The organism is Chromobacterium phragmitis (assembly GCF_003325475.1).
Taxonomy (GTDB): Bacteria; Pseudomonadota; Gammaproteobacteria; order Burkholderiales; family Chromobacteriaceae; genus Chromobacterium; species Chromobacterium phragmitis.
In genome coordinates this window covers 1,672,020-1,690,995 of the sequence record NZ_CP029495.1, presented here as the reverse complement: position 1 = coordinate 1,690,995, position 18,976 = coordinate 1,672,020, and the positions used below count along the sequence as shown (strand labels likewise).

The 18,976-nt window shown below is 66.0% G+C and carries 24 protein-coding genes; 18 read left to right on the top strand and 6 right to left on the bottom strand.

Features of this window, described 5'->3' with window-relative positions; all coding sequences use genetic code 11:
• The first annotated feature begins 57 nt into the window (after nucleotides 1-57).
• The 6 genes from DK842_RS08000 (at nucleotide 58) to DK842_RS07980 (ending at nucleotide 3,265) form a co-directional block, all read left to right on the top strand.
• Nucleotides 58-1,113, top strand: coding sequence for a linear amide C-N hydrolase (locus DK842_RS08000; RefSeq protein WP_114060982.1), 1,056 nt, complete (start codon nucleotides 58-60; stop codon nucleotides 1,111-1,113).
• A 25-nt stretch (nucleotides 1,114-1,138) separates the two neighbouring features.
• Nucleotides 1,139-1,909 (top strand): GNAT family N-acetyltransferase, encoded by a 771-nt coding sequence (locus tag DK842_RS07995; protein WP_168194846.1) that lies wholly within the window; start codon nucleotides 1,139-1,141, stop codon nucleotides 1,907-1,909.
• A 30-nt stretch (nucleotides 1,910-1,939) separates the two neighbouring features.
• Nucleotides 1,940-2,338, top strand: coding sequence for an MAPEG family protein (locus DK842_RS07990; protein ID WP_114060980.1), 399 nt, complete (start codon nucleotides 1,940-1,942; stop codon nucleotides 2,336-2,338).
• Between the two features lie 100 nt (nucleotides 2,339-2,438).
• The gene (locus tag DK842_RS07985; protein ID WP_114063673.1) at nucleotides 2,439-2,639 is read left to right on the top strand and encodes a DUF3079 domain-containing protein; all 201 of its coding nucleotides are present in this window, start codon (nucleotides 2,439-2,441) and stop codon (nucleotides 2,637-2,639) included.
• A 49-nt stretch (nucleotides 2,640-2,688) separates the two neighbouring features.
• A complete protein-coding gene (locus DK842_RS24080) occupies nucleotides 2,689-2,811 on the top strand; it encodes a hypothetical protein (RefSeq protein WP_269779789.1) in 123 nt (40 codons plus the stop codon).
• A 157-nt stretch (nucleotides 2,812-2,968) separates the two neighbouring features.
• On the top strand, nucleotides 2,969-3,265 hold the full coding sequence (locus DK842_RS07980; RefSeq protein WP_145963992.1) for a hypothetical protein: 297 nt from the start codon (nucleotides 2,969-2,971) through the stop codon (nucleotides 3,263-3,265).
• On the opposite strand, the gene DK842_RS07975 is transcribed toward DK842_RS07980, so the two are convergent.
• Complete coding sequence (locus tag DK842_RS07975) at nucleotides 3,253-4,185, bottom strand: LysR family transcriptional regulator (RefSeq protein WP_232538633.1); 933 nt, start codon at nucleotides 4,183-4,185, stop codon at nucleotides 3,253-3,255. The two genes, DK842_RS07980 and DK842_RS07975, sit on opposite strands and share 13 nt — an antisense overlap.
• Before the next feature lie 80 nt (nucleotides 4,186-4,265).
• Here DK842_RS07975 and DK842_RS07970 point away from each other — a divergent pair, with 80 nt between their 5' ends.
• The gene (locus DK842_RS07970) at nucleotides 4,266-5,270 is read left to right on the top strand and encodes an MBL fold metallo-hydrolase (protein WP_114060978.1); all 1,005 of its coding nucleotides are present in this window, start codon (nucleotides 4,266-4,268) and stop codon (nucleotides 5,268-5,270) included.
• Nucleotides 5,271-5,341: 71 nt separating this feature from the next.
• Here DK842_RS07970 and DK842_RS07965 read toward each other — a convergent pair whose 3' ends face one another.
• Nucleotides 5,342-5,656: a glycine zipper domain-containing protein gene (locus DK842_RS07965; RefSeq protein ID WP_114060977.1), complete on the bottom strand. Its 315-nt coding sequence runs from the start codon at nucleotides 5,654-5,656 to the stop codon at nucleotides 5,342-5,344.
• Nucleotides 5,657-5,839: 183 nt separating this feature from the next.
• On the opposite strand from DK842_RS07965, the gene DK842_RS07960 reads away from it, so the two are divergent.
• The gene (locus DK842_RS07960; protein ID WP_168194845.1) at nucleotides 5,840-7,021 is read left to right on the top strand and encodes an alkaline phosphatase family protein; all 1,182 of its coding nucleotides are present in this window, start codon (nucleotides 5,840-5,842) and stop codon (nucleotides 7,019-7,021) included.
• A 73-nt stretch (nucleotides 7,022-7,094) separates the two neighbouring features.
• The gene (locus DK842_RS07955; RefSeq protein ID WP_114060975.1) at nucleotides 7,095-7,892 is read left to right on the top strand and encodes a helix-turn-helix domain-containing protein; all 798 of its coding nucleotides are present in this window, start codon (nucleotides 7,095-7,097) and stop codon (nucleotides 7,890-7,892) included.
• Here DK842_RS07955 and DK842_RS07950 read toward each other — a convergent pair.
• Nucleotides 7,850-8,152, bottom strand: coding sequence for a DUF6506 family protein (locus DK842_RS07950; RefSeq protein ID WP_114060974.1), 303 nt, complete (start codon nucleotides 8,150-8,152; stop codon nucleotides 7,850-7,852). The genes DK842_RS07955 and DK842_RS07950 overlap by 43 nt on opposite strands.
• Before the next feature lie 139 nt (nucleotides 8,153-8,291).
• On the opposite strand from DK842_RS07950, the gene DK842_RS07945 reads away from it, so the two are divergent.
• From DK842_RS07945 to DK842_RS07925, 5 genes are all read left to right on the top strand, one after another.
• Nucleotides 8,292-8,747 (top strand): NUDIX domain-containing protein, encoded by a 456-nt coding sequence (locus DK842_RS07945; RefSeq protein WP_168194844.1) that lies wholly within the window; start codon nucleotides 8,292-8,294, stop codon nucleotides 8,745-8,747.
• Between the two features lie 115 nt (nucleotides 8,748-8,862).
• Complete coding sequence (locus DK842_RS07940) at nucleotides 8,863-9,153, top strand: putative quinol monooxygenase (RefSeq protein ID WP_114060972.1); 291 nt, start codon at nucleotides 8,863-8,865, stop codon at nucleotides 9,151-9,153.
• A 25-nt stretch (nucleotides 9,154-9,178) separates the two neighbouring features.
• Nucleotides 9,179-9,532 (top strand): nuclear transport factor 2 family protein, encoded by a 354-nt coding sequence (locus DK842_RS07935; RefSeq protein ID WP_114060971.1) that lies wholly within the window; start codon nucleotides 9,179-9,181, stop codon nucleotides 9,530-9,532.
• Nucleotides 9,529-10,065 (top strand): P-loop NTPase family protein, encoded by a 537-nt coding sequence (locus DK842_RS07930; RefSeq protein WP_114060970.1) that lies wholly within the window; start codon nucleotides 9,529-9,531, stop codon nucleotides 10,063-10,065. The genes DK842_RS07935 and DK842_RS07930 overlap by 4 nt, the downstream gene beginning before the upstream one ends.
• A gap of 72 nt (nucleotides 10,066-10,137) precedes the next feature.
• On the top strand, nucleotides 10,138-10,527 hold the full coding sequence (locus DK842_RS07925; RefSeq protein ID WP_114060969.1) for a YkgJ family cysteine cluster protein: 390 nt from the start codon (nucleotides 10,138-10,140) through the stop codon (nucleotides 10,525-10,527).
• A 223-nt stretch (nucleotides 10,528-10,750) separates the two neighbouring features.
• Here DK842_RS07925 and DK842_RS07920 read toward each other — a convergent pair whose 3' ends face one another.
• The 3 genes from DK842_RS07920 to DK842_RS07910 all read right to left on the bottom strand — a co-directional run bounded on the left by DK842_RS07920 (nucleotide 10,751) and on the right by DK842_RS07910 (nucleotide 13,452).
• The gene (locus DK842_RS07920; protein ID WP_114060968.1) at nucleotides 10,751-12,373 is read right to left on the bottom strand and encodes a methyl-accepting chemotaxis protein; all 1,623 of its coding nucleotides are present in this window, start codon (nucleotides 12,371-12,373) and stop codon (nucleotides 10,751-10,753) included.
• Between the two features lie 130 nt (nucleotides 12,374-12,503).
• The gene (locus DK842_RS07915; RefSeq protein WP_114060967.1) at nucleotides 12,504-12,692 is read right to left on the bottom strand and encodes a hypothetical protein; all 189 of its coding nucleotides are present in this window, start codon (nucleotides 12,690-12,692) and stop codon (nucleotides 12,504-12,506) included.
• A gap of 307 nt (nucleotides 12,693-12,999) precedes the next feature.
• The gene (locus tag DK842_RS07910; protein ID WP_114060966.1) at nucleotides 13,000-13,452 is read right to left on the bottom strand and encodes a Spy/CpxP family protein refolding chaperone; all 453 of its coding nucleotides are present in this window, start codon (nucleotides 13,450-13,452) and stop codon (nucleotides 13,000-13,002) included.
• 190 nt (nucleotides 13,453-13,642) lie between these two features.
• Between DK842_RS07910 and DK842_RS07905 the strand changes: the two genes are divergently transcribed.
• The 4 genes from DK842_RS07905 to DK842_RS07890 all read left to right on the top strand — a co-directional run bounded on the left by DK842_RS07905 (nucleotide 13,643) and on the right by DK842_RS07890 (nucleotide 18,959).
• Nucleotides 13,643-15,886, top strand: coding sequence for a TerB family tellurite resistance protein (locus DK842_RS07905; protein ID WP_114060965.1), 2,244 nt, complete (start codon nucleotides 13,643-13,645; stop codon nucleotides 15,884-15,886).
• 61 nt (nucleotides 15,887-15,947) lie between these two features.
• Nucleotides 15,948-16,208, top strand: coding sequence for a VF530 family protein (locus DK842_RS07900; RefSeq protein ID WP_114060964.1), 261 nt, complete (start codon nucleotides 15,948-15,950; stop codon nucleotides 16,206-16,208).
• Between the two features lie 102 nt (nucleotides 16,209-16,310).
• Entirely contained in the window at nucleotides 16,311-16,922 is a 612-nt protein-coding gene (gene gstA, locus DK842_RS07895; protein WP_114060963.1) for a glutathione transferase GstA, read from the top strand.
• Nucleotides 16,923-17,054: 132 nt separating this feature from the next.
• Entirely contained in the window at nucleotides 17,055-18,959 is a 1,905-nt protein-coding gene (locus DK842_RS07890) for a bifunctional 2',3'-cyclic-nucleotide 2'-phosphodiesterase/3'-nucleotidase (protein ID WP_114060962.1), read from the top strand.
• Nucleotides 18,960-18,976: the final 17 nt, after the last annotated feature.

The following is an 18,976-nucleotide window of genomic DNA, read 5'->3' as shown; positions in this document are numbered from 1 at the left end:
TCGGCCAAGACTGTGTTGTCCATAAGGTTTTGATAATAAAATGGAATAGAGGGTGAAATGAAAAGAAAAACCGCTTTGCATGGCCTGTTGATTTCGTCGACCGCTTCGCTGGCGCTGTGGTCGCCCATTGCGGACGCCTGTACCCGCGCCTTGTGGAATACCAACCAACAGGCGGTGGTGGCCAGCCGTTCCATGGACTGGTCCGAGTCCACCCAACCCAGGCTGCTGATCCTGCCGCGCGGCATGGCGCGCGACGGCGGCAAGCTGGGGCCGGCCACCGTGGTCAAGGACAATGCGGCGCGCTGGACGTCCCAATACGGCAGCGTGGTGACCTCGGCCTACGGCGTCGGCGCGGTGGATGGCGTCAACGAGAAGGGTTTGGCCATGCATCTGCTGTTTCTCACAGCCACCGACTACGGCGCGCGAGAGCCGGGTAAGCAGGGCGTGCAAGCCGGGTTATGGGGCCAGTATCTGCTGGACAACGCGGCCACGGTGAGCGAGGCGCTGCAGGCGATGCAGGCCATCCAGCCGGTGATGGTGGAATATGCCGGCTTCAAGTCTTCGCTGCATCTGGCGATAGAAGACGCCAGCGGCGATTCGGCGCTGATCCAGTATATCGATGGCAAACCGCACATCTACCACGGCCGTGAATATCGCGTGCTGACCAACGATCCGCCCTACGAGCGGCAACTGGCGGAGCTGAAGAAGCGGGACTTCTCCCAGGCCACGCGCGAAACGCCGCTGCCGGGCAACGTCAATCCGGTGGACCGCTTCATCCGCGCCAGCTATTTTCTCGATACGCTGCGCGAGCCGCAAACCCAGCGCCAGGCGGTGGCGTCCATCCTGTCCATCGCGCGCAATGTTTCGGTGCCGTTCAACGCGCCGTACAAGACGCCGGGCGCCACCTACGACACCGAATACCGCACGGTGGCGGACCTGACCAACAAGCAGTATTTCTTCGAGCTGGCCAGCAGCCCTAGCCTGCTGCGGGTAGACTTGGACAAGATAGATTTTTCCGGCGGGCAGGTTGCGCACATCTTGAATCCGGACCAGGAAGGGCTGGCCGGCGAGGTCAACGACCGTTTTCAGCCGCTGGCCAAGGCGCTGTTCTGACCCGGCGCCATATCATGGGGGCATGATGGAGCCACAATCGGACATTCTGTTCCAGACCGAGCGGGTGCTTGTCCGCCGCTGGCGCGACGTCGATGTCGATGCGCTGCTGGCGGCGTATGGCGACGCCGCGGCTATGCGCTGGGTCGGCGAGGGCCAAGCGTTGGCGCGGGAGGATTGCCTGCGCTGGCTGGACGTGACGCGGCGCGATTACGCGGCGCGCGGCTATGGCATGTTCGCTGTCGTCAGCCGCGGCGATGGCGCCACTCTGGGCTTTTGCGGCCTGGCCCACCCTGGCGGCAAAGCGGAGCCGGAACTGAAATACGCGTTCCTGCCCGCCCACAGGGGCCGGGGCCTGGCCAGCGAAACGGCCGCGGCGATGATAGAGCATGCCGCCGCCGAGTGGGGGCTGCGCCATATCATCGCCACTGTGGCGGAGGAGAATCTGGCCTCGCAGCGGGTGTTGTGCAAAGCCGGGATGGCGCGCGGCGAAGCGTGGCGGGAAGAAGACGGCAGCCGGACGCTGCGTTTTCACTGGCGGGCCTCGCCAGAGAACGGGGCGGTGGTGGCCTCCATCGCCGCAGGCCGGCTGCGCTTCAATGTCTATGGCCAGGTTTTGGCCGTGGAACGGCGAGAGGGCGGCTGGCGGGCCTTCTGGAGCGGCGGCGACGGCAAGCGCCGTCCGGCCGACTTCATCATCCCCGACGATCTGGCGGCCAGCGATCTGGCGCAATACCTGGAAGACCTGTTTCACGAAAACGCGACGCCGCACAACGGCGAGGTGGCGCGCCTGGATTGAGGCGTCGGGCACTTCCACCAGGAGAGAGCGATGATCTACCCGATGTTCGCGCTGGTATTGCTGACCTTTTTCGTCGGCGTCCGCCTCGGCTCCAGCCGTTTCGCCAACGCCCGCTCCGGGCGGGTGAAGGGCGGTTATTACCGTCTGATGCAGGGCGATGCGCCGCCGGAGGCGGAGTTGAAGCTGGCGCGCAATTTCTCCAATCTGTTCGAGGCGCCGGTGCTGTTCTACGTGTTCGGCGCCATCGTCATCGCCAAGAATCTGGCTGGGCCCGTCCCGCTGGGATTGGCTTGGTGCTACGTGGCGGCGCGCGTCGCGCATTCCGCCATCCATCTTTCCTACAATCAACCGATACACCGTTTCCTGGCTTTCCTGGCGTCCAACATCCTGCTGCTGGCGATGTGGATCTGGCTGCTGTTCCGCCTGTGAGCGACGCGCTGCATGGCGTCGGGAGATTGCCTAATGCAGATCAAGGCCTGATGCCGGCGCTGGCGCCGACAATGATCCGGTTTGCATGATGGTGGCGGCCATGGCCAAGAAATTTCCCATTCACCCCCGATACCCCGAGCGCATCTGCTGGGGATGTGACAAATATTGCCCGGCCAAGGACATGGCTTGCGGCAACGGCAGCAGTCGCACCCAGCATCCGCTGGAGATTTTCGGCGAAGATTGGCATGAGCCGGGAGCGGAGGAAAATGGCCTGGAGGCGAGACGCGAATCGCCGCGCTAGGCTGGGACGCGTATGCTGCGGAGATTCAATTGCGAAAGGCCGCGTGACGATGGATGGCGAAGCATGGCGCTCGGCATGGATGCGCTTGCTGGAGGATGGCATCGCCGGGCTGGCCGGGACGAAGGGCGACCTGGCCTGGGGCGGCCATCACGGAACGGAGGGGCTCGATTGACGCATTGCGCGAAGGCGGCTTGTCCGGAAGCGGGGCCCGTATGGAGCCGATAAGCGATTTCAGCTTGGAGCCGCCGCCTGAGAGTCAGCCCGATCGAATCTATTCTTGGTTATGGATGAACGGCAGGCGGACTTCCACGCGGCTCAAGGGGCTATCCTTGTCGCATCAGTTCCGGTTGGCCGATGGCTATCTGCTGATCAGCGACTTTGACTGTCCGTTTGAAGAGGTGACGGTGTTCACCTTGCTGGATCTCCGGCTGCGGAAGCTATGCAGCCGGTCGATAGGCGCGTGGTACTGCTCATTCTTGCTAAGCGGCATCGAGTGGAGGAGCCCCTGCCATGCGTTGCTGGATTTCGGCGGCGGGGACTATTGGGAGCTGAATCTCCGCCGTTTCCATCTGCCGTTGTTGCGGCCCAGGCTGCGGATCAGGCCTTGCTCGGATCAGACGGCCTGAGCTTCGCCGGCGATGCCCAGTATCTGCGCTTCCAGCCAATCCAGCCCGGGGTCGCCGCCGCTGGCGGCGTGGCGGATCAGCGAGACGGTGAACGGCGGCAGATCCAGCGGCGGCGGACTGGCGCAGAGGCCGTGGCTGGCGACCCATTCGTCGGCCAGCGCTTCCGGCACGGTGGCCAGCAGCGGCAGGGCTTTCAGCAGCGGCGGCAGCGAGGCGAAGCGGGAGGCGGTGTGGCTGACCACGCGCGACAGGCCGCGCTCGGCCAGCGCCCGATCCGCGGTGCCCTGGCGCGCGCCGCGGTAGCTGACCAGCGCGTGCTGGTGGGCGAGGTAGTCGTCCAGGCTCAGCGGGGCGGGCAGCGGCAGCTGCTTGGGATCGTAGACGACGGCGAAGCCCATCGAGCGCAGCGGCCGGGTTTGCTGCCAGGCGGGGCCGGGGGCGAACACCGATACGCCCAGCTCCATCCGGCCCTGCTCCAGCATCGCGCTGCCGGTGAACGGGTCGGTGGTCTCCAGCGCGATTCGCAGCTTGGGCGCCAGCGCCCGCAGCCGCGGCAGCAGCTTGGGCGCCAGCCAGATTTCCACCCAGTCGCTCATGCCCAGCGAGAACGCGCGCGCGGCGGACGCCGGCTCGAACGAGGCTTCGGCGAACAGCAGCGTTTGCAGCCGCTCCAGCAGGGGCGTCAACTCGCTCTGCAAAGCCAGCGCCCGGACGGTGGGCGCCATGCCCTGCGGCACCCGCACCAGCAATTCGTCGCCGAACAGCTCGCGCAGCCGGGCCAGCGCCCCGCTGACCGCCGGCTGGCCCAGATGGAGGCAGGCCGCGGCACGCGACACGCTGCGCTCGCGCAGCAGCACGGCGAGCGTGACCAGCAGGTTCAGGTCCACGCCGCGGAAATCTTTTTCCCTGATACTCATCATCAGTCCAATCGATTTGAATGGCATGGCCGGCCGCCGCATCATCGGGACACTTGAACTCCCCTCCCGGAAAGGAATACCCCATGCGCTTCATGTCCACACCATACCATGCCGCCGTCCGCGCCATCCGCATGCTGCCCTTGGCCGCCGCGTTGGCGGCGAGCGCCACCTCCATCCAGGCGGCGCAGCCGGTTCAACCGCCCGCCCAGGTCCGGACTCAGGCGCCGGGATTCTATCGGATGATGCTGGGCGCGTTCGAGGTGACTGCGCTGTCCGACGGCACGGTGGCGGTTCCGCTGGACCAGTTGCTGCGCAATCCGCCTGAGGACACCGCGAGCCGGCTGGCGCAGGCCCACTTGGGCACGCGGGCGGAAACCTCGATCAACGCCTTCCTGATCCATACCGGCAGCCACCTGGCGCTGGTGGACGCCGGGGCCGGCGATTTGTTTGGCAAAGACGGCGGCAGGCTGCTGGACAGCATCCGCGCGGCCGGTTACCGGCCGGAAGACATCGACACCGTGTTGCTGACCCACATCCACGCCGACCATTCCGGCGGCCTGACGCGGCAAGGCAAACGGATGTTCCCCGCCGCCGACATCCGGGTGGACCAGCGGGATGTGGATTTCTGGCTGAATCCGGCCAACGCCGGCAAGGTGGCGAAGGAAGAGCGCCACGCCTTCGCCGACGCCGAGGCGGCGCTGCGGCCGTACATCGAAGCCGGCCGGCTCAAGCCGTTCGACGGCGAGACGGAGCTGCTGCCGGGCATCCGCGCGGTGGCGGGGGCCGGCCATACCCCGGGCCACTCGCTGTACCTGGTGGAGAGCGAAGGCAAGAAACTGGTGTTATGGGGGGATTTGATCCACGCGCAGGACGTGCAGTTTGCCAAGCCCGGCGTGACCATACGCTTCGACGTGGACGCCGCCGCCGCCGCCCGGCAGCGGCTGGCGAGGATGGACGAGGCCGCCCGCCAGGGCTGGCTGGTGGCCGCCGCGCACATCGGCTTTCCCGGCATCGGCCATGTTCGGCGATCCGGCGACGGCTATCTCTGGCAGCCGGTGCGCTACAGCCTGGAGGGACTGCGCCGCTAGCGACCATCCTGGTCGTGCACTGCCTGGATCGGCGCGCCTTGTCCAGGCAGTGATACTGCGGCCGGCCGCGCTTAGCAGCGGCCCTTCTTGCCTTGCCCCGGCGGACAGAAGTACCCCTTGCCGTGATGATGGTGGCGGTGCTTGCGGTAGCGGCGATCGTCCTTCTTGGGTTCCGGCTTGCGGCCGTAGTCGTGGCCGATGGCCGCGCCCGCGCCGCCGCCTACCGCGCCGCCGATGATGGCGCCGTTGCGGCCGCCCACGGCTTCGCCCACCGCCGCGCCCGCGGCGCCGCCCAGCGCGCCGCCGACGATGGTGGACGTGTCCGCCTGCGCGATGGCGGACAAGCCTGCCAGACCGATGGAAATGATGACAAATGCGCGCTTCATGCGATATCTCCTGCAAAAAACTTGAACTGGACGCAGCATACTGGTTTATGCGGCGGCCGGCTGTATCATATTGTTAGCGAATGTTGGGTTTTGGATTTCAGTTTGCCGCCAAACCGCGCGTTGACGCACTGGGGGCGTCTGCCGAGAATGAACCGCATCCTTTCCCTTTTCCGCGGAGCGTCGATGGCCGATCTGTCTTCCCTTTGCCCGGACGCCGCCTGGGCCGATTATCAAGGCGGCGGCCTGCTCAATCTGATGCAGACGCTGAGCCGGGAACTGGGCGGGCCCGATCTGGGCCATGCGCCGCTGGCATCGGCCGCTTTGGCCGGCATCGGCCGCCATCGCCACGTCTGCCTGATCCTGATCGACGGCCTGGGCGCCGCGCAGCTGGCGAGCCTCGGCCCGGACAGCCGCCTGCGCGCGCATCAGCGCGAAACGATCAGCAGCGTGTTTCCGCCCACCACCGCGGCCGCCGTCACCACGGTGCTGACGGGAAGCGCGCCGGCCGAGCATGGCCTGATCGGCTGGCACCAGCTGCACGGCGAGGAAATCATCGCGCCGCTGCCGCTGTACGCGCGCTATCCGGCGAGTCGCGGTGGGGGGGAGCAAAGACGCGCGGACACCCTTTACCGCGCGCGGCCCCTCTTTGACCGGCTGGGGCGTCCAGCGTTCCTCTACTTGCCGGACTTCATCGCCGAGAGCCCCAGCAGCCGCTTCCATGCCGGCCGCGCGCCGCGCGTGGCCTATGGAGGCCTGGCCGATGGCTTCGCCCAGTTGGCGCGGGGGGTGAATGGTGCGGGGCCTGCCTTTCATTACCTGTATCTGCCGCAACTGGACACCTTGATGCACGAGCAGGGGCCGGATGCGGCGGCCGCGCGCGTCTTGCTGGCCGAGATAGACGCGCATTTTGCCGCGCTGCTGCCGCAGGCGGATGCCTGCGACGCGGCGATGGTGGCCATCGCCGATCATGGTTTCGTCGCCGCGGCGCCCGAGTGTTGGGCGGATGTGGATGCCGATGCCGAGCTTTACGGATTGCTGGCGCTGCCCTTGTCCGGCGAGACGCGGCTGGCGTATTGCCACGTCAAGCCGGCTTGCGCGGAACGTTTCCTATTATTGGCGCGCGAGCGGTTGGGCCATGCCTGTTGGGCGGTCAGAAGCCGCGACTTGCTGGCCGCAGGCGCATTTGGGCCCGGGCCCCAGCGGCCGGACTTGGCGCGGCACTGCGGCGATGTGACGCTGATCGCCAAGCCGGGCTGGAATCTGCGCGACACGTTGCCGGGCGAGAAACCGTTGCGTCTGGCCGGCGTGCATGCCGGCGTCCATCCGGACGAGCAGGCGATTCCGCTGATCGTCCGACGGCCCTGAGCGGCACATTTTTGCAAGCGGCGATGGCCGGCTTGCCGGCAGACTGGCCGCCGCTTCTTTCAGGAAATCGCCGATGCAGACGTTGCAACGCCCGCCCGAGCCGGGGCTGGAGCCATGGGTGCATAGCTATCGCCGTTATCGTTTCGAGGCGGGCGACCCCGGGATATTGACGTTGCTGCCCGGCACCGGCGCGGAGCTGTGGCTGGGCGCGGATGGCGGGCCTGGGCTGCTGTGCCCCCGCCGGCGCATCTTGCGCGTCGCGCGGCCGGCGGGCTCGGTGTTCGTGGTGCGCTTCCACGCCGGCGCGCTGCCGCAGCTTTGCCGCCTTCCGCTGGCGGAAATGGTGGATCAGGTCACGCCGCCGGAACGCGCGTGGCCGGAGGCCGGAGACGGGTGGGCGCGGATGGGGACCGCCGATTTCGACGCGCAGTGCGAGGTGGCCGGCCGTTTTTTAAGGGCGCGGCTGCGGCCGGAGCCGGAGCTGGAGCGGATGCGGCTGCTGGCGCGGAAGATGTTCGCCGACAGCGCCGGCTTCGCGTTGGGCGAGCACGCGGCGGGAACGGGCGAGGGACGGTTCGGTCTGTCCCGCCGCTTCCACGCCAGCCAGGGCGTGACCGCCAAGCTGTTCCACCGGCTGTGCCGCTTCGAACGCTTTCTGCGCGATGCCGCGTTCCAGCCCAGGCCTTCCCTGGCCGGTCTGGCCTGGGAGCATGGCTATTGCGACCAATCCCATCTGCACCGCGACGCGCTGGCTTTCGGCGGACAGCCGCCGGCGCGTCTGTTGCGCGACCCGGCGCTGCCGCTGTTTTATTCCCCGTTGAGCGGCGCTCAGGCCAGTTCGTCGCCCGAGCGGTGGCCGAGCAAGGGGTGAGGATCGAAGCGCACCGCGCCGACCGCGGCCAGTTCGCCGACCGCGGCGGCGACGATGGCGACGCCCTGGTGGCCGAAGCCGCCGCACAGCTCGATGGCGGCGCAGCCTTGCTCCGCCAGTTCCCGGGCGACTTCGCCGGCCTGGCGGTAGCTGGAGACGGCGAGGGTGATGACCTCCACTTCCGGCGTCGCGGTGAGGGCGCGATGGCGTTGAGGGTCGCCGTGGGGGGCGATGAAGATGAAGGCGGCTTTCAATGGCATGACGATTTCCTTTGCTGGGTGTGGAAGCCCGAGCTTAAGCGGCGACTCGCCCGGCGATCTTGGAAAAACGTGCGGCCGCTGGCATTGATATTTCAATGGAATAATGTCGGTGCTATGCTGTTTCGTTTGGGGAGGCGGCATGAAACATAGAATCGCCGCTGGCGCGATCATCGAGCGCGAAGGCAAGATACTGATGGTCCGCCACTGCAAGCCGGGGATCTACGATTTCTGGGTGGCGCCGGGGGGCGGCGCGATTGATGACGAGCCCTTGGCCGACGCCGCGCGCCGCGAGGTGTTGGAGGAGTGCGGGCTGCGGGTGGAAGTTGGGCAACTGGCCTACGTCGAGGAGTTCGCCAGCCCGGAAACCCGCGAATGCAAATTCTGGTTCATCGGCGCGCTGCAGGGCGGCGAAATCGATTGCGGCGCGGAACAGGCGACTCGCGAGCATATTGTCGAGGCGGCCTGGCTGTCGCGCGACGACTTCGCCGGCAAAACCGTGTTCCCGCCGATGCTGCTGAGCGACTACTGGCGCGATCGGGAGCAGGGTTTCACCGCGCCGCGCTATGTCGGCCTGCGGCGGATGGCGTTTTATTGAGATGGACGGCGGGGGGCGGATGGTCCGCCTTCCTGCGATTTCGGCCAACTGCCGGAATGTTTGATCGAGATCGAAGCCGAGGCGGTTTTGCCTGGCTGATGGCGTGGAGGGCGCGATGTTTCCTTTGATTGTGACGCTGCAAGCGAAAACAGAGGCCGATGCGCCGGCCATCGCCGCCGCGCTGGCGCGGATGCGGCCGCTGTGCCTGGCCGAGCCCGGCTGCCTGCTGTGGGAGGCCTACCATTCCGAGGCCGATCCCAAGGTGTTCGTGCTGGTCGAGCATTGGGAAAGCCGCGCGCACTGGGAGGCGCACGGCAAGCTGGACGCGATCCAGACTATCTATCTGCCCGAGGTGCTGCCGCGCGCCAGGCGCGCCGCCCATCCATCCACGCTGCTGGCCGTTTAGGCCCAGGTCTGAAAAGGTCACGCCGATGCTGGACAAGTCATTCGCCGAGGCACTGGCGCGGGAATGGATAGACGCCTGGAACAGCCATGATCTGGCGCGCATCCTGGCGCATTACCGCGACGATTTCGAAATGAGCTCGCCGTACATCGCCGAGATGGCCGGCGAGCCGTCCGGCCGGCTGCAAGGCAAGCCGGCGGTGGCCGCCTACTGGGCCGAGGCGCTGCGGCGGCTGCCGGACCTGCGTTTCGAGCATCTGGCCACGCTGACCGGAGCCGATTCGCTGACGATACATTACCGCGCCGCGCGCGGCCTGGCGGCCGAGGTGTTGTGGCTGGACGAGGCAGGGAAAATCCAGCGCGCGGCGGCGCATTACCAATGACCGCCCCCTTGCCCGGCCGGGTATTGATCGTAGGCGGCAGCGGCGCCGGCAAGAGCACGCTGGCGGCCAGGCTGGCCGCCGCCTCGGGCGCGCCGCTGGCCGAGCTGGACGCCTGGTTCTGGGGGCCGGGCTGGACGCGGCGCGATGCGTTCTCCTCCGATGTGGAGGCGCTGGCGGCTCAGCCGCGCTGGGTGGCGGAAGGCAGCTACGCGTCGGCGCTGGAGCGCTTGCTGCCGCGCGCCGAGCTGGTGATCTGGCTGGACTATCCCCGCTCGCTGCTGGCCTGGCGCATCGTCCGGCGCAGCCTGCGCCGGGCCTGGCGGCGGGAGGCGCTGGCGCACGGCAACCGCGAGACGCTGCGCGGCGCGCTGTTTTCGCGAAATTCCCTGCTGCTGTGGATGTGGCGCGGCTACTGCCGCCGCCGCCGCCTGGCGCTGTCGGACTTGCGGGATGCCCATGCCGGAGCGGCTTGGCTGGCGCCGCGCAGCCCGGCCGAGGCCAGGCGGCTGTTGGCGGGCATCTTGCCGGCGTGAGCCATCGTCCGTAGAATGCGCGCTTTCCCGCGATGGGAAAGTTTCGCGTATTCAATGTGTTAAGGACGAGCCGTGGCCGACATCAACCGCCTGGAAACCTGGATCAAGTACAAGAACGGCCTGTGCGGCGACTGCATGGCGTCCTGTTGCACGATGCCGGTGGAAGTGAAGCTGCCGGATCTGGTGCGCATCGGCGTGGTGGACGCGTTCGAGCTGGAAGAGCCGATCAAGAACATCGCCAAGCGGCTGGAAAAACAGCGGGTGATCCAGCATTTCAATTTCAAGAACAGCCTGTTCACGCTGGCGCAGCGCGCCAATGGCGACTGCCTGTATCTGGATGCGCAGACCCGGCGCTGCACCATTTACGAGCGCCGCCCCAATACCTGCCGCAACCATCCCAAGATCGGCCCCAAGCCGGGCTTTTGCGCCTATACCCGCGACAGCCGTCCGCGCGCCAAGTAAGCCGCTTCATCTTGCCCAGTTGCCAAAAATGGCGGGGCCGCTGCGGAAGCCATTGATCCGCCGTTGCAGGCCGCGGCAGGAGTGGTCTCGGCGCCCGGCATCCGAAGGCCAAGCGTTGGGCTCGCGGACGTGAGAGCGAAGCGTTCCACGTGGAACAACGGCTGATGGCCGGCGCCTTCTTCAGCTTGTTCAGGAAGGCATGGAGGGTAACGAATCGGGGCGCTTACACCCGCATGTGCTGTATGGATTGATCCAGGCTTTGGAAGTGCAGGGTCAGCCGCTCCAGTTCCTGCTGCACCTCGCCGACCGAATGGCAAGTGGTGCCGGCCAGAGAGGAAACCTGCTGCACGGTCTCCACGATGCTTTGTCCGGAATTGCGCTGCTCTTCCAGAATGCGCGAGATGTCGTGGATGCGCTGTTCCGCGCTGCGAGCCTGCTCGCCGATCTGGTTGACCATGCTGCCCGCCTGGGACGCGAGGCTGACCCCTTGCTCCACCCGGCTGACGCTGTCCTGCATGCTGGCGGTGACCAAGTCGGCGCTGGCGTGCAGCTTGTCTATCACGCCGACGATTTCCCCGGTGGCCAGGGTGGTGCGTTCGGCCAGCGCCCGCACCTCGTCGGCCACCACGGCGAAGCCGCGGCCGGTTTCGCCGGCGCGCGCGGCTTCAATCGCCGCGTTCAGAGCCAGCAAATTGGTTTGGTCGGCGATGTCGCGGATGGTGTCGACCATGCCGTTGATCTGCCGGATGTTGGCGGTGAGCTCGCCGATCTCCTGGGCGCTCTGGCTGACCGTGTCCGCCAGCCGCCGGATATTTTCCACCGTTTCCTGCATCGCCTGGTTGCCCTTGAGCGAAAAGTGGCCCACTTCGGCGGCGATGCGCAGCGTGGCATCGGCCTCGGAGGATGCGGACACCAGTTGATCGGTCAGCTCGGAAATGGATTGGGATACGGTATTGGCCGAGGCGTTCTGCAGCGAGGCGTTCTGCTCCACCTTGTCCACCACTTCGGTGATTTGCCGCACAGAGCCGCCCAGCGACTCCGAGGTGCTGCCCACCGTCCCCACCACATTGTGCAGCGAGTCCAGCAAGCGGTCGAAGGCGGCGATGGCGGTGCCGATTTCGTTGGATTGGCGGATGCCGACGCGAAGCGACAGATTGCCGTCGCGGTGCACGGCTTGTGCGGTTTTGTGCAGGGCCTGCACGGGGCGGAGCAGGGACACGCCCACCCAGTAGCACAGGATGGCCAGCAGCAGCGCGGAGAGCAAGGCGACCGCCACGGTCAGGACGGCGGCGTTGTCGACCTGGCTCATCGCCTGGTCGTTCTGCTTTTTCGACTCCTGTTCTATCGCGTCAGATACCTTCTCCATCATGTCTTCCAGCGTTTCGAAATCGCGCAGGAAAGGCGATAGCCGCTGTTCTGCCTCGGCGGGATGGGAAAAGGCGTTGGCCAGAATGAAGGCGGCGCTTTCGGTGTAACGCTGGATGATGGGCAGGATTTCCGTCAGCTTGCGATTGACTTCGCCGGATGGATACTGGGCCTGGTTTTCCCGCATCGCCTTCAGGAAACGCTGGTTATGCTCTTGATTGTCCTTTTGCAGCGGGGGCTGGCGCTTGGCATCCGCCTCTTTGACCGCCAATAGCATGGCCAGCACATCGGCGTGGATGGCGTCGTGCATCATGTCGGCGTCCATCTGCCTGCGCACCGAGGATTGCCCTTCCAGCAGCTGGCCTATGGTGTTGGACAGGTGGCCGGTGTTGAAATAGCCGACGATGCCGACGATGAGGCTGGCGGCCAAGCTGCAGCAGGCCAGCAGGACCATTTGCCACTTGATCGAAAGATTGCCCATTGCTCGTCCCGTTCGGAAGGATTGTCCATCTCGTGTTTGTAGGCCAGGCGAGCGGTTTTGGCCATGTCAACGACATTGTCGCGCGGGAGCAGGCAAAATAAACGCCGGCTTGGCCGGCGGATTGAGGGGATTATTGCTGCGGGCTTGTCGTCTGCGGCGTCGGAGCCGGCGCGGGAGGAGACGGGTTCATGTCCTGCATCGAGATGGGCACGCTGGGCGGAACCCGCGGGTTGTCGAAGGGGCGGACATTGGCGTCTTGGGCGCTGGCGAAAGCGCTGGCCAGCAATAAGGCCAGCGTGGGCATGATCAGTCTGAGCATGGCGGATTCCTTTGATGTTGTTGAATGGATCGCCCTGTTTTTCCTATTGCTGCCCCGGAAAGGTAGCGGGCGTACTTTCAGTATTAATATCAATTCGACCGAATGTATTTCGGCAAATTCCCTTTTTGTTTCAGCATGTTAATGTCATTCGAAATGGATTCCATTTCACTTCCGGGGATGACATTGGCGAGGCGGAGGCGGATAGGCCCGCCTGGCCGGGCAACGGGTTGCCCTTGGCGCACATGCATTTGCTGGTAGGAGATGTCGTAGCGGGCTTGCGGCCGGCGAGGGCAGGGCCGCCGCGCGATCAGCCGTTGGCCGGCGGGGCGCCCTTCTTGTGGCGCGGCTCCTTGCCGCGCGGACCATGCATTTGATCCATGATCTTCTGCTGCTCCGGCGTCAGTTGGGCGTAGAAGGCTTTCAGCGCGTCCAGGCGCTGCTGCATGTGGGCCTGTTGGCGCTGCATCATGTCTTCCATCCGTTGCGGCGCGGTCGCCTTGTCGCTCATCGGCGGTTTTTCCATCTTTTCCGGTTTCATCGATGCGGCGAACGTTTGCCAGGCGGCCTCCTGGTTCGGCTGGATTTTCAGCTTGTCGTGCAGCGCCTGCATGCGCTTGGCCATCATCGCGTCGCGTTTGGCCGGGTCCATCATGCGCGCGCCGTGTTCGGGCATGCCGGGCGCGGCGTCTTCGGCGTGGACGGCGGCGGAGCCGGCCAAAAGCAGGCCGGAGACGAGCAGGGAGGTGAGCAGCTTGGTCATGACGGTTTTCCTTCGCGTTGAGCTATCGATGGCTGCAGTATCGGACGCAATTGTCTGGCGAGTTTTGCTGTGAAGGGGGCATATGTTTATGACTATTAACCTGCAATAACTGCTTGATACTCTTGCCATCGAGCGGTTGCGGCCGCGGCCGTGGGCTACAGTGAAAGCTGCTGACAACCGGGAGATCGGCATGGCGGAGAGCGACAAGGGGGGATGGTGGTCGTGGGGCCAGCAGTGGGTGGACTACTGGGCCGACGCCGCTCAGCGCGGCCTGCTGTTCTGCGACGTGCTGCGCGAGCGCGGCGACACCTATCTGGAGCATTCTGCGTCCGGCAACCCGCCGGTGCTGGTATTCGACTACGACATCATTGTCGACGGCCGCGAATTGGATGAGCCGGTCAATTACGCGCTGGCGGCGATCCGGCCGCCGGCCAACTGCCCGCCGGCCGACCCAGAATTGCGGCCCTTCGTGGTGATAGACCCGCGCGCCGGACACGGGCCGGGCATCGGCGGCTTCAAGATGGACAGCGAGATCGGCATCGCGCTGCGCCAAGGGCATTCCTGCTATTTCGTGATGTTCTTCCCAGTGCCGGTGCCCGGCCAGACCATAGAGTGCGTGTGGCGGGCGGAAAAGGCCTTCATGCAGAAGGTGCGCGAGCTGCACCCCAGCACCGCCGGCAAACCGTTCGTGATCGGCAATTGCCAGGGAGGCTGGGCGCTGGCGATGGTGGCGGCGTCGTCGCCGCAGGACGTCGGCCCCATCTTGCTGGCCGGCTCGCCGTTGTCCTATTGGGCCGGCGTGGCTGGCAAGAATCCGATGCGCTACCAGGGCGGCATGCTGGGCGGCACCTGGCTGGCCTCGTTGACCGGCGATATGGGCCATGGCCAGTTCGACGGCGCGCACCTGGTGTCCAATTTCGAGCAGCTTGACCCGGCCAACACCTATTGGAAAAAGGGCTACCACCTGTATTCCAACATCGACAAGGAGCGTCATCGCTTCCTGGAGTTCGAGCGCTGGTGGGGCGGCCACTACCTGCTCAACAAGGAGGAGATGGAGTGGATCAGCCAGAACCTGTTCGTTGGCAATCGGCTGAGCCGCGGCGAGGTGTATCTGGAGGACGGCGCCACCCGCATCGACTTGAGGCAGATCCGCTCGCCCATCATCGTGTTCGCGTCCTGGGGCGACAACATCACGCCGCCGCAGCAGGCGCTGTTCTGGATCGCCGATCTGTACAAGGATGTGGCCGACATCCGCAGCAACGAGCAGACCATCGTCTACTGCCTGCACGAGCAGATCGGCCACCTCGGCATCTTCGTGTCCGCCGGCGTCGCCAACAAGGAGCACAGCGAGCTGGCCAGCGCCCTGGACCTGATCGACGTGCTGCCGCCCGGCCTTTACGAGGCGGTGATCACCGACACCTACCCGGAAATGCCCGGCCTGCAGTACCTGCAGGGCCGCTACGTGATCCGCTTCGAGCCGCGCGAGGTGGAGGACATCCTGGCGCTGGGCGACGGCCGCGAGGGCGAGCGCGCGTTCCAGGTGGTGAAGCGGGTGGCCGAGATCAACCAGCAGCTGTACGACTGCTTCGTGTCGCCGTGGCTGCAGGCCAGTACCACGCCGCAAACTGCGCACTGGCTGCGCGAGATGCACCCGTCGCGCTTCGAGCGCCGCTGGTTCTCCAGCCGCAATCCGTTGCTGACCGGCTTGGCGGAATGGGCGGACAAGGTGAGGGCGGAACGCAAGCCGGTGGCCGGCGACAATCCGTTCTGGCAATGGCAGCAGACCGTGTCCGACTGGACCGCGAGCTGGCTGGACGGCTGGCGCGACCAGCGCGACGCGCTGAAGGAAATGACCTTCCGCGCCGTCTACGACGCGCCGCTGACCGCCGCGCTGGTGGGGCTGCATCCGCATCGGCCCTACCGCGTGCGCGGCTACCACGGCGGCTGGGAGCGCGACGAAATGCTGAGGCTGAAGCGGCGCGAGCTGGAGCAGCATTATTCCGAGGGCGGCGCGGTGGACGGCTTCCTGCGGCTGCTGATCTATGTCGCCATCGGCAACGGCGTGGTCGACGTGCGGCCGTTCAACGCGATACGCCGCGTGATGCAGGACACCGGCCTGGGCGAGGAGCTGTCGCTGGAGGAATTCAAGCAGGCGGTGCGGCGCCAGACCTGGCTGGTGCGCAACGATGAGAAGCGCGCGCTGGCCACCATCCGGGATCTGCTGCCCGGCGACGAGCAGCGGGCGATGGCGCTGGAGCTGGTGATGCTGCTGCTGGCCGCCGCCGGGCCGATCAGCGTGGAGAAGCAGCAGCGGCTGGGGCGGGTGGCGCTGGCGATGGGCGTGACCCAGGGCGAAGTCCCGGACCCCGGCGCCGGCGTGGAGCTGAAGAAGCCCCGGCGAACGGGCGGACGCAAAAAGACGGCCGCCAAGTAGTTTTGCCAGGCGGCGGGCGGCGGCTTACACTCGCCGCTTTTGCTTTTACAGGATGTTTTCGATGAGCGGCCAGGCCAACAACCCCACCCACGGCGTTACGCTGGAAATGATGCTGGAACAGCTGCAAGCGCATTACGGCTGGGACGGACTGGCGGCGCGGGTGGATATCCGCTGCTTCCGCAACGATCCCAGCGTCAAGTCCAGCCTGGCGTTTCTGCGCCGCACGCCGTGGGCGCGCGCCAAGGTGGAGGCGCTGTATGTCGAAATGAAGTCCAGGCCGGCGGACAATCGGCCGCGGCTGTTCGGCAAGAAATCCAGTTGAAGGGAGAGCGAGACCCGCGGGGAAGGGGGTTGCAATCGGCATGATTTTGGCCCAGGCTGGCGCGGTTGCGGTTTGTCCCATCCTTCCCACAGGAGCATTGCGATGAAACTGTACTACTCCCCCGGCGCCTGCTCGCTCGCCTCCCACATCGTGTTGTTCGCCAGCGGCCTGCGATTCGATTCGGAATCGGTCAGCCTGAGCGATACGCCGCACACCACCGCCAGCGGAGCGGTCTTCTCCACCATCAATCCCAAGGGTTATGTGCCGGCTTTGCAACTGGACAACGGCGAATTGCTGACCGAGGGCGTGGCCATCATGCAATACGTCGCCGACCAGGCGCCGGACAAGCAGCTGGCGCCTGCCAACGGCACGCTGCCGCGCTACCGGCTGCAGGAGTGGCTGAACTTCATCTCCACCGAGGTGCACAAGAATTTCTCCCCCATTTTCTTCGGCAAGACCGATGAAGTGAAGGACGACGCATGGTCCAGGCTGCAGCCGCGCTTCGCCTTGTTGCAGGCGCAACTGGAAAAGACGCCTTATCTGCTGGGCGGACAGTTCAGCGTGGCCGATGCCTACCTGTTCACTTGCCTGTCCTGGGCGCAGTATCTGCAGCGTTCGCTGGCCGACTATCCGGCGTTGCTGGACTTCCTCAAGCGCGTGGCCGCGCTGCCTGCGACGCAGCAGGCGCTGAAGGCGGAAGGTCTGCTCAAGTAAAGCGACTGTCCGCGCGGTGACGCGATGCCCGGCCCGTGCCGGGCTTTTTTTGCGCGGCGCTTTGCGCGGAGAGACGGGGCTGGCCGGGCGTATAATGCGGACGCGATAAAAACACAGAAAAGGCCCTTCCCGATGAAACTCGCGCCCTTGTCCGCCGCTTTCGCCGCCGCTTTCGCCATCTCCGTCTGGGCCGCTCCGGTCCAGTTGCGGGTGCTGGAAACCTCGGACGTCCACATGAACCTGCTGGCCTACGACTACTACCAGGACAAGCCGGCGGCCGACTTCGGGCTGGAACGCGCCGCCAGCCTGATCGCCGCCGCCCGCGCCGAAGCGCCCAACAGCCTGTTGATCGACAACGGCGACTTGCTGCAGGGCAGCCCGATGGGCGATCTGGTGGCCAGGGTCAAGCCGCTGCGGGCGGGCGAAACCCATCCGGCCTACAAGGTGCTCAATGCCTTGCAGTACGATGCCGGCAATCTGGGCAACCACGAATTCAACTACGGCCTGCCTTTCCTGCAGCAATCGCTGAAAGGCGCGGCCTTCCCCTACGTCAACGCCAATGTGCTGGATGCCAGGACCGGGCAGCCGATGTTCACGCCTTACGCGCTGCTCAAGCGCGAGGTGAAGGATGACGAGGGCAAGACGCAGGCGCTGACCGTGGGCGTGATCGGTTTCGTCCCGCCGCAGATTCTGCAGTGGGACAAGAACAATCTGCAGGGCAAGGTCACGGTGCGCGACATCCTGGAGACCGCGCGAGACTACGTGCCCAAGATGCGCGCCGCCGGCGCCGACGTGGTGATCGCGGTGCCGCACTCCGGCTTCGAAAAGGGCGAGCTGCCGCGCTTCGCCGAGAACGCGGTGTCCGGCTTGGCCGAGGTGCCGGGCATAGACGCCATCCTGTTCGGCCACGCCCACGCCGAGTTTCCATCTGCCGCCTTCGCCGGCTATCCCGGCGTGGATCTGCAGGCCGGCACCATCCACGGCGTGCCGGCTACGATGCCGGGCCGCTGGGGAGATCATTTGGGCGTGATAGACCTGACGCTGGAGCAGGCGGACGGCAAGTGGCGCGTCGTCGGCAAGCAGGCCGCGCTCAGGCCCATTTTCGACAAGCAGGCAAAGAAGCCGCTGGCGGATGCCGATCCGCGGGTGAAGGGACTGATCGGCCAGGAGCACGCGGACACGCTGGACTACGTGCGCGGCGAGGTGGCCGCCACCCGCCGGCCGATCTACAGCTATTTCGCCCAGGCGGCCGACGATCCGTCGGTGGCCATCGTCGCCGAGGCGCAGCGCTGGTACATGCAGCGGGCGTTGCAGGGCACCGAATACGAGAAGCTGCCCATCCTGTCCGCCGCCGCGCCGTTCAAGGCAGGCGGCCGCCAGGGCTGGAGCTACTACACCGACATCCCGGCCGGCAAGCTGGCCATCCGCAACCTGGCCGACCTCTACATCTATCCCAACACCATCAAGGCGGTGAAGATCACCGGCGCCGACGTGCGCGAGTGGCTGGAGATGTCGGCCGGCCAGTTCAATCGCATCGACCCCAAGGGCGCGGCGGCGCAGGCGCTGATCCATCCGGAATTCCGCTCCTACAATTTCGACAGCCTGTACGGCGTCAGCTACCAGATCGACGTCACCCGCCCGGCGCGCTACGACGGCGACGGCAAGCTCGCCGCGCCGGACAGCCATCGCATCGTCAACCTGACTTTCAACGGCAAGCCGATCGACCCGGCGCAGCGCTTCATCGTGGTGACCAATAATTACCGCGCCAGCGGCGGCGGCAACTTCCCGGGCATCACCGCCGACAAGATCGTGGTGGACGCGCCGGACGAGAACCGCGCGGCGCTGGCCGCCTATCTCGCCAGCAAGAAGACGATAGACCTGGGGCAGGGCGACAACTGGCGGGTGCTGCCGGTGGCGGGCGTGGGCCTGCGTTTCGACACCGGCGCCGGCGCGCTGCGTTACCTGGCCGAGCGGAAGCCGTTCAAGCTGGTGAGGGACAACGGCGACGGCTCGGTGACGCTGGAGCTGGCGGAGTAAGCGGAGAGCCGTTTGAT

What these genes read in the sequence shown, in the direction of transcription:
- DK842_RS08000 (WP_114060982.1), top strand. Translation starts at nt 58, where the DNA reads ATGAAAAGAAAAACCGCTTTGCATGGCCTGTTGATTTCGTCGACCGCT.
- DK842_RS07995 (WP_168194846.1), top strand. Translation starts at nt 1,139, where the DNA reads ATGGAGCCACAATCGGACATTCTGTTCCAGACCGAGCGGGTGCTTGTC.
- DK842_RS07990 (WP_114060980.1), top strand. Translation starts at nt 1,940, where the DNA reads ATGATCTACCCGATGTTCGCGCTGGTATTGCTGACCTTTTTCGTCGGC.
- DK842_RS07985 (WP_114063673.1), top strand. Translation starts at nt 2,439, where the DNA reads ATGGCCAAGAAATTTCCCATTCACCCCCGATACCCCGAGCGCATCTGC.
- DK842_RS24080 (WP_269779789.1), top strand. Translation starts at nt 2,689, where the DNA reads ATGGATGGCGAAGCATGGCGCTCGGCATGGATGCGCTTGCTGGAGGAT.
- DK842_RS07975 (WP_232538633.1), bottom strand. Translation starts at nt 4,185, where the DNA reads ATGATGAGTATCAGGGAAAAAGATTTCCGCGGCGTGGACCTGAACCTG.
- DK842_RS07970 (WP_114060978.1), top strand. Translation starts at nt 4,266, where the DNA reads ATGCGCTTCATGTCCACACCATACCATGCCGCCGTCCGCGCCATCCGC.
- DK842_RS07965 (WP_114060977.1), bottom strand. Translation starts at nt 5,656, where the DNA reads ATGAAGCGCGCATTTGTCATCATTTCCATCGGTCTGGCAGGCTTGTCC.
- DK842_RS07960 (WP_168194845.1), top strand. Translation starts at nt 5,840, where the DNA reads ATGGCCGATCTGTCTTCCCTTTGCCCGGACGCCGCCTGGGCCGATTAT.
- DK842_RS07955 (WP_114060975.1), top strand. Translation starts at nt 7,095, where the DNA reads ATGCAGACGTTGCAACGCCCGCCCGAGCCGGGGCTGGAGCCATGGGTG.
- DK842_RS07950 (WP_114060974.1), bottom strand. Translation starts at nt 8,152, where the DNA reads ATGCCATTGAAAGCCGCCTTCATCTTCATCGCCCCCCACGGCGACCCT.
- DK842_RS07945 (WP_168194844.1), top strand. Translation starts at nt 8,292, where the DNA reads ATGAAACATAGAATCGCCGCTGGCGCGATCATCGAGCGCGAAGGCAAG.
- DK842_RS07940 (WP_114060972.1), top strand. Translation starts at nt 8,863, where the DNA reads ATGTTTCCTTTGATTGTGACGCTGCAAGCGAAAACAGAGGCCGATGCG.
- DK842_RS07935 (WP_114060971.1), top strand. Translation starts at nt 9,179, where the DNA reads ATGCTGGACAAGTCATTCGCCGAGGCACTGGCGCGGGAATGGATAGAC.
- DK842_RS07930 (WP_114060970.1), top strand. Translation starts at nt 9,529, where the DNA reads ATGACCGCCCCCTTGCCCGGCCGGGTATTGATCGTAGGCGGCAGCGGC.
- DK842_RS07920 (WP_114060968.1), bottom strand. Translation starts at nt 12,373, where the DNA reads ATGGGCAATCTTTCGATCAAGTGGCAAATGGTCCTGCTGGCCTGCTGC.
- DK842_RS07915 (WP_114060967.1), bottom strand. Translation starts at nt 12,692, where the DNA reads ATGCTCAGACTGATCATGCCCACGCTGGCCTTATTGCTGGCCAGCGCT.
- DK842_RS07910 (WP_114060966.1), bottom strand. Translation starts at nt 13,452, where the DNA reads ATGACCAAGCTGCTCACCTCCCTGCTCGTCTCCGGCCTGCTTTTGGCC.
- DK842_RS07905 (WP_114060965.1), top strand. Translation starts at nt 13,643, where the DNA reads ATGGCGGAGAGCGACAAGGGGGGATGGTGGTCGTGGGGCCAGCAGTGG.
- DK842_RS07900 (WP_114060964.1), top strand. Translation starts at nt 15,948, where the DNA reads ATGAGCGGCCAGGCCAACAACCCCACCCACGGCGTTACGCTGGAAATG.
- gstA (WP_114060963.1), top strand. Translation starts at nt 16,311, where the DNA reads ATGAAACTGTACTACTCCCCCGGCGCCTGCTCGCTCGCCTCCCACATC.
- DK842_RS07890 (WP_114060962.1), top strand. Translation starts at nt 17,055, where the DNA reads ATGAAACTCGCGCCCTTGTCCGCCGCTTTCGCCGCCGCTTTCGCCATC.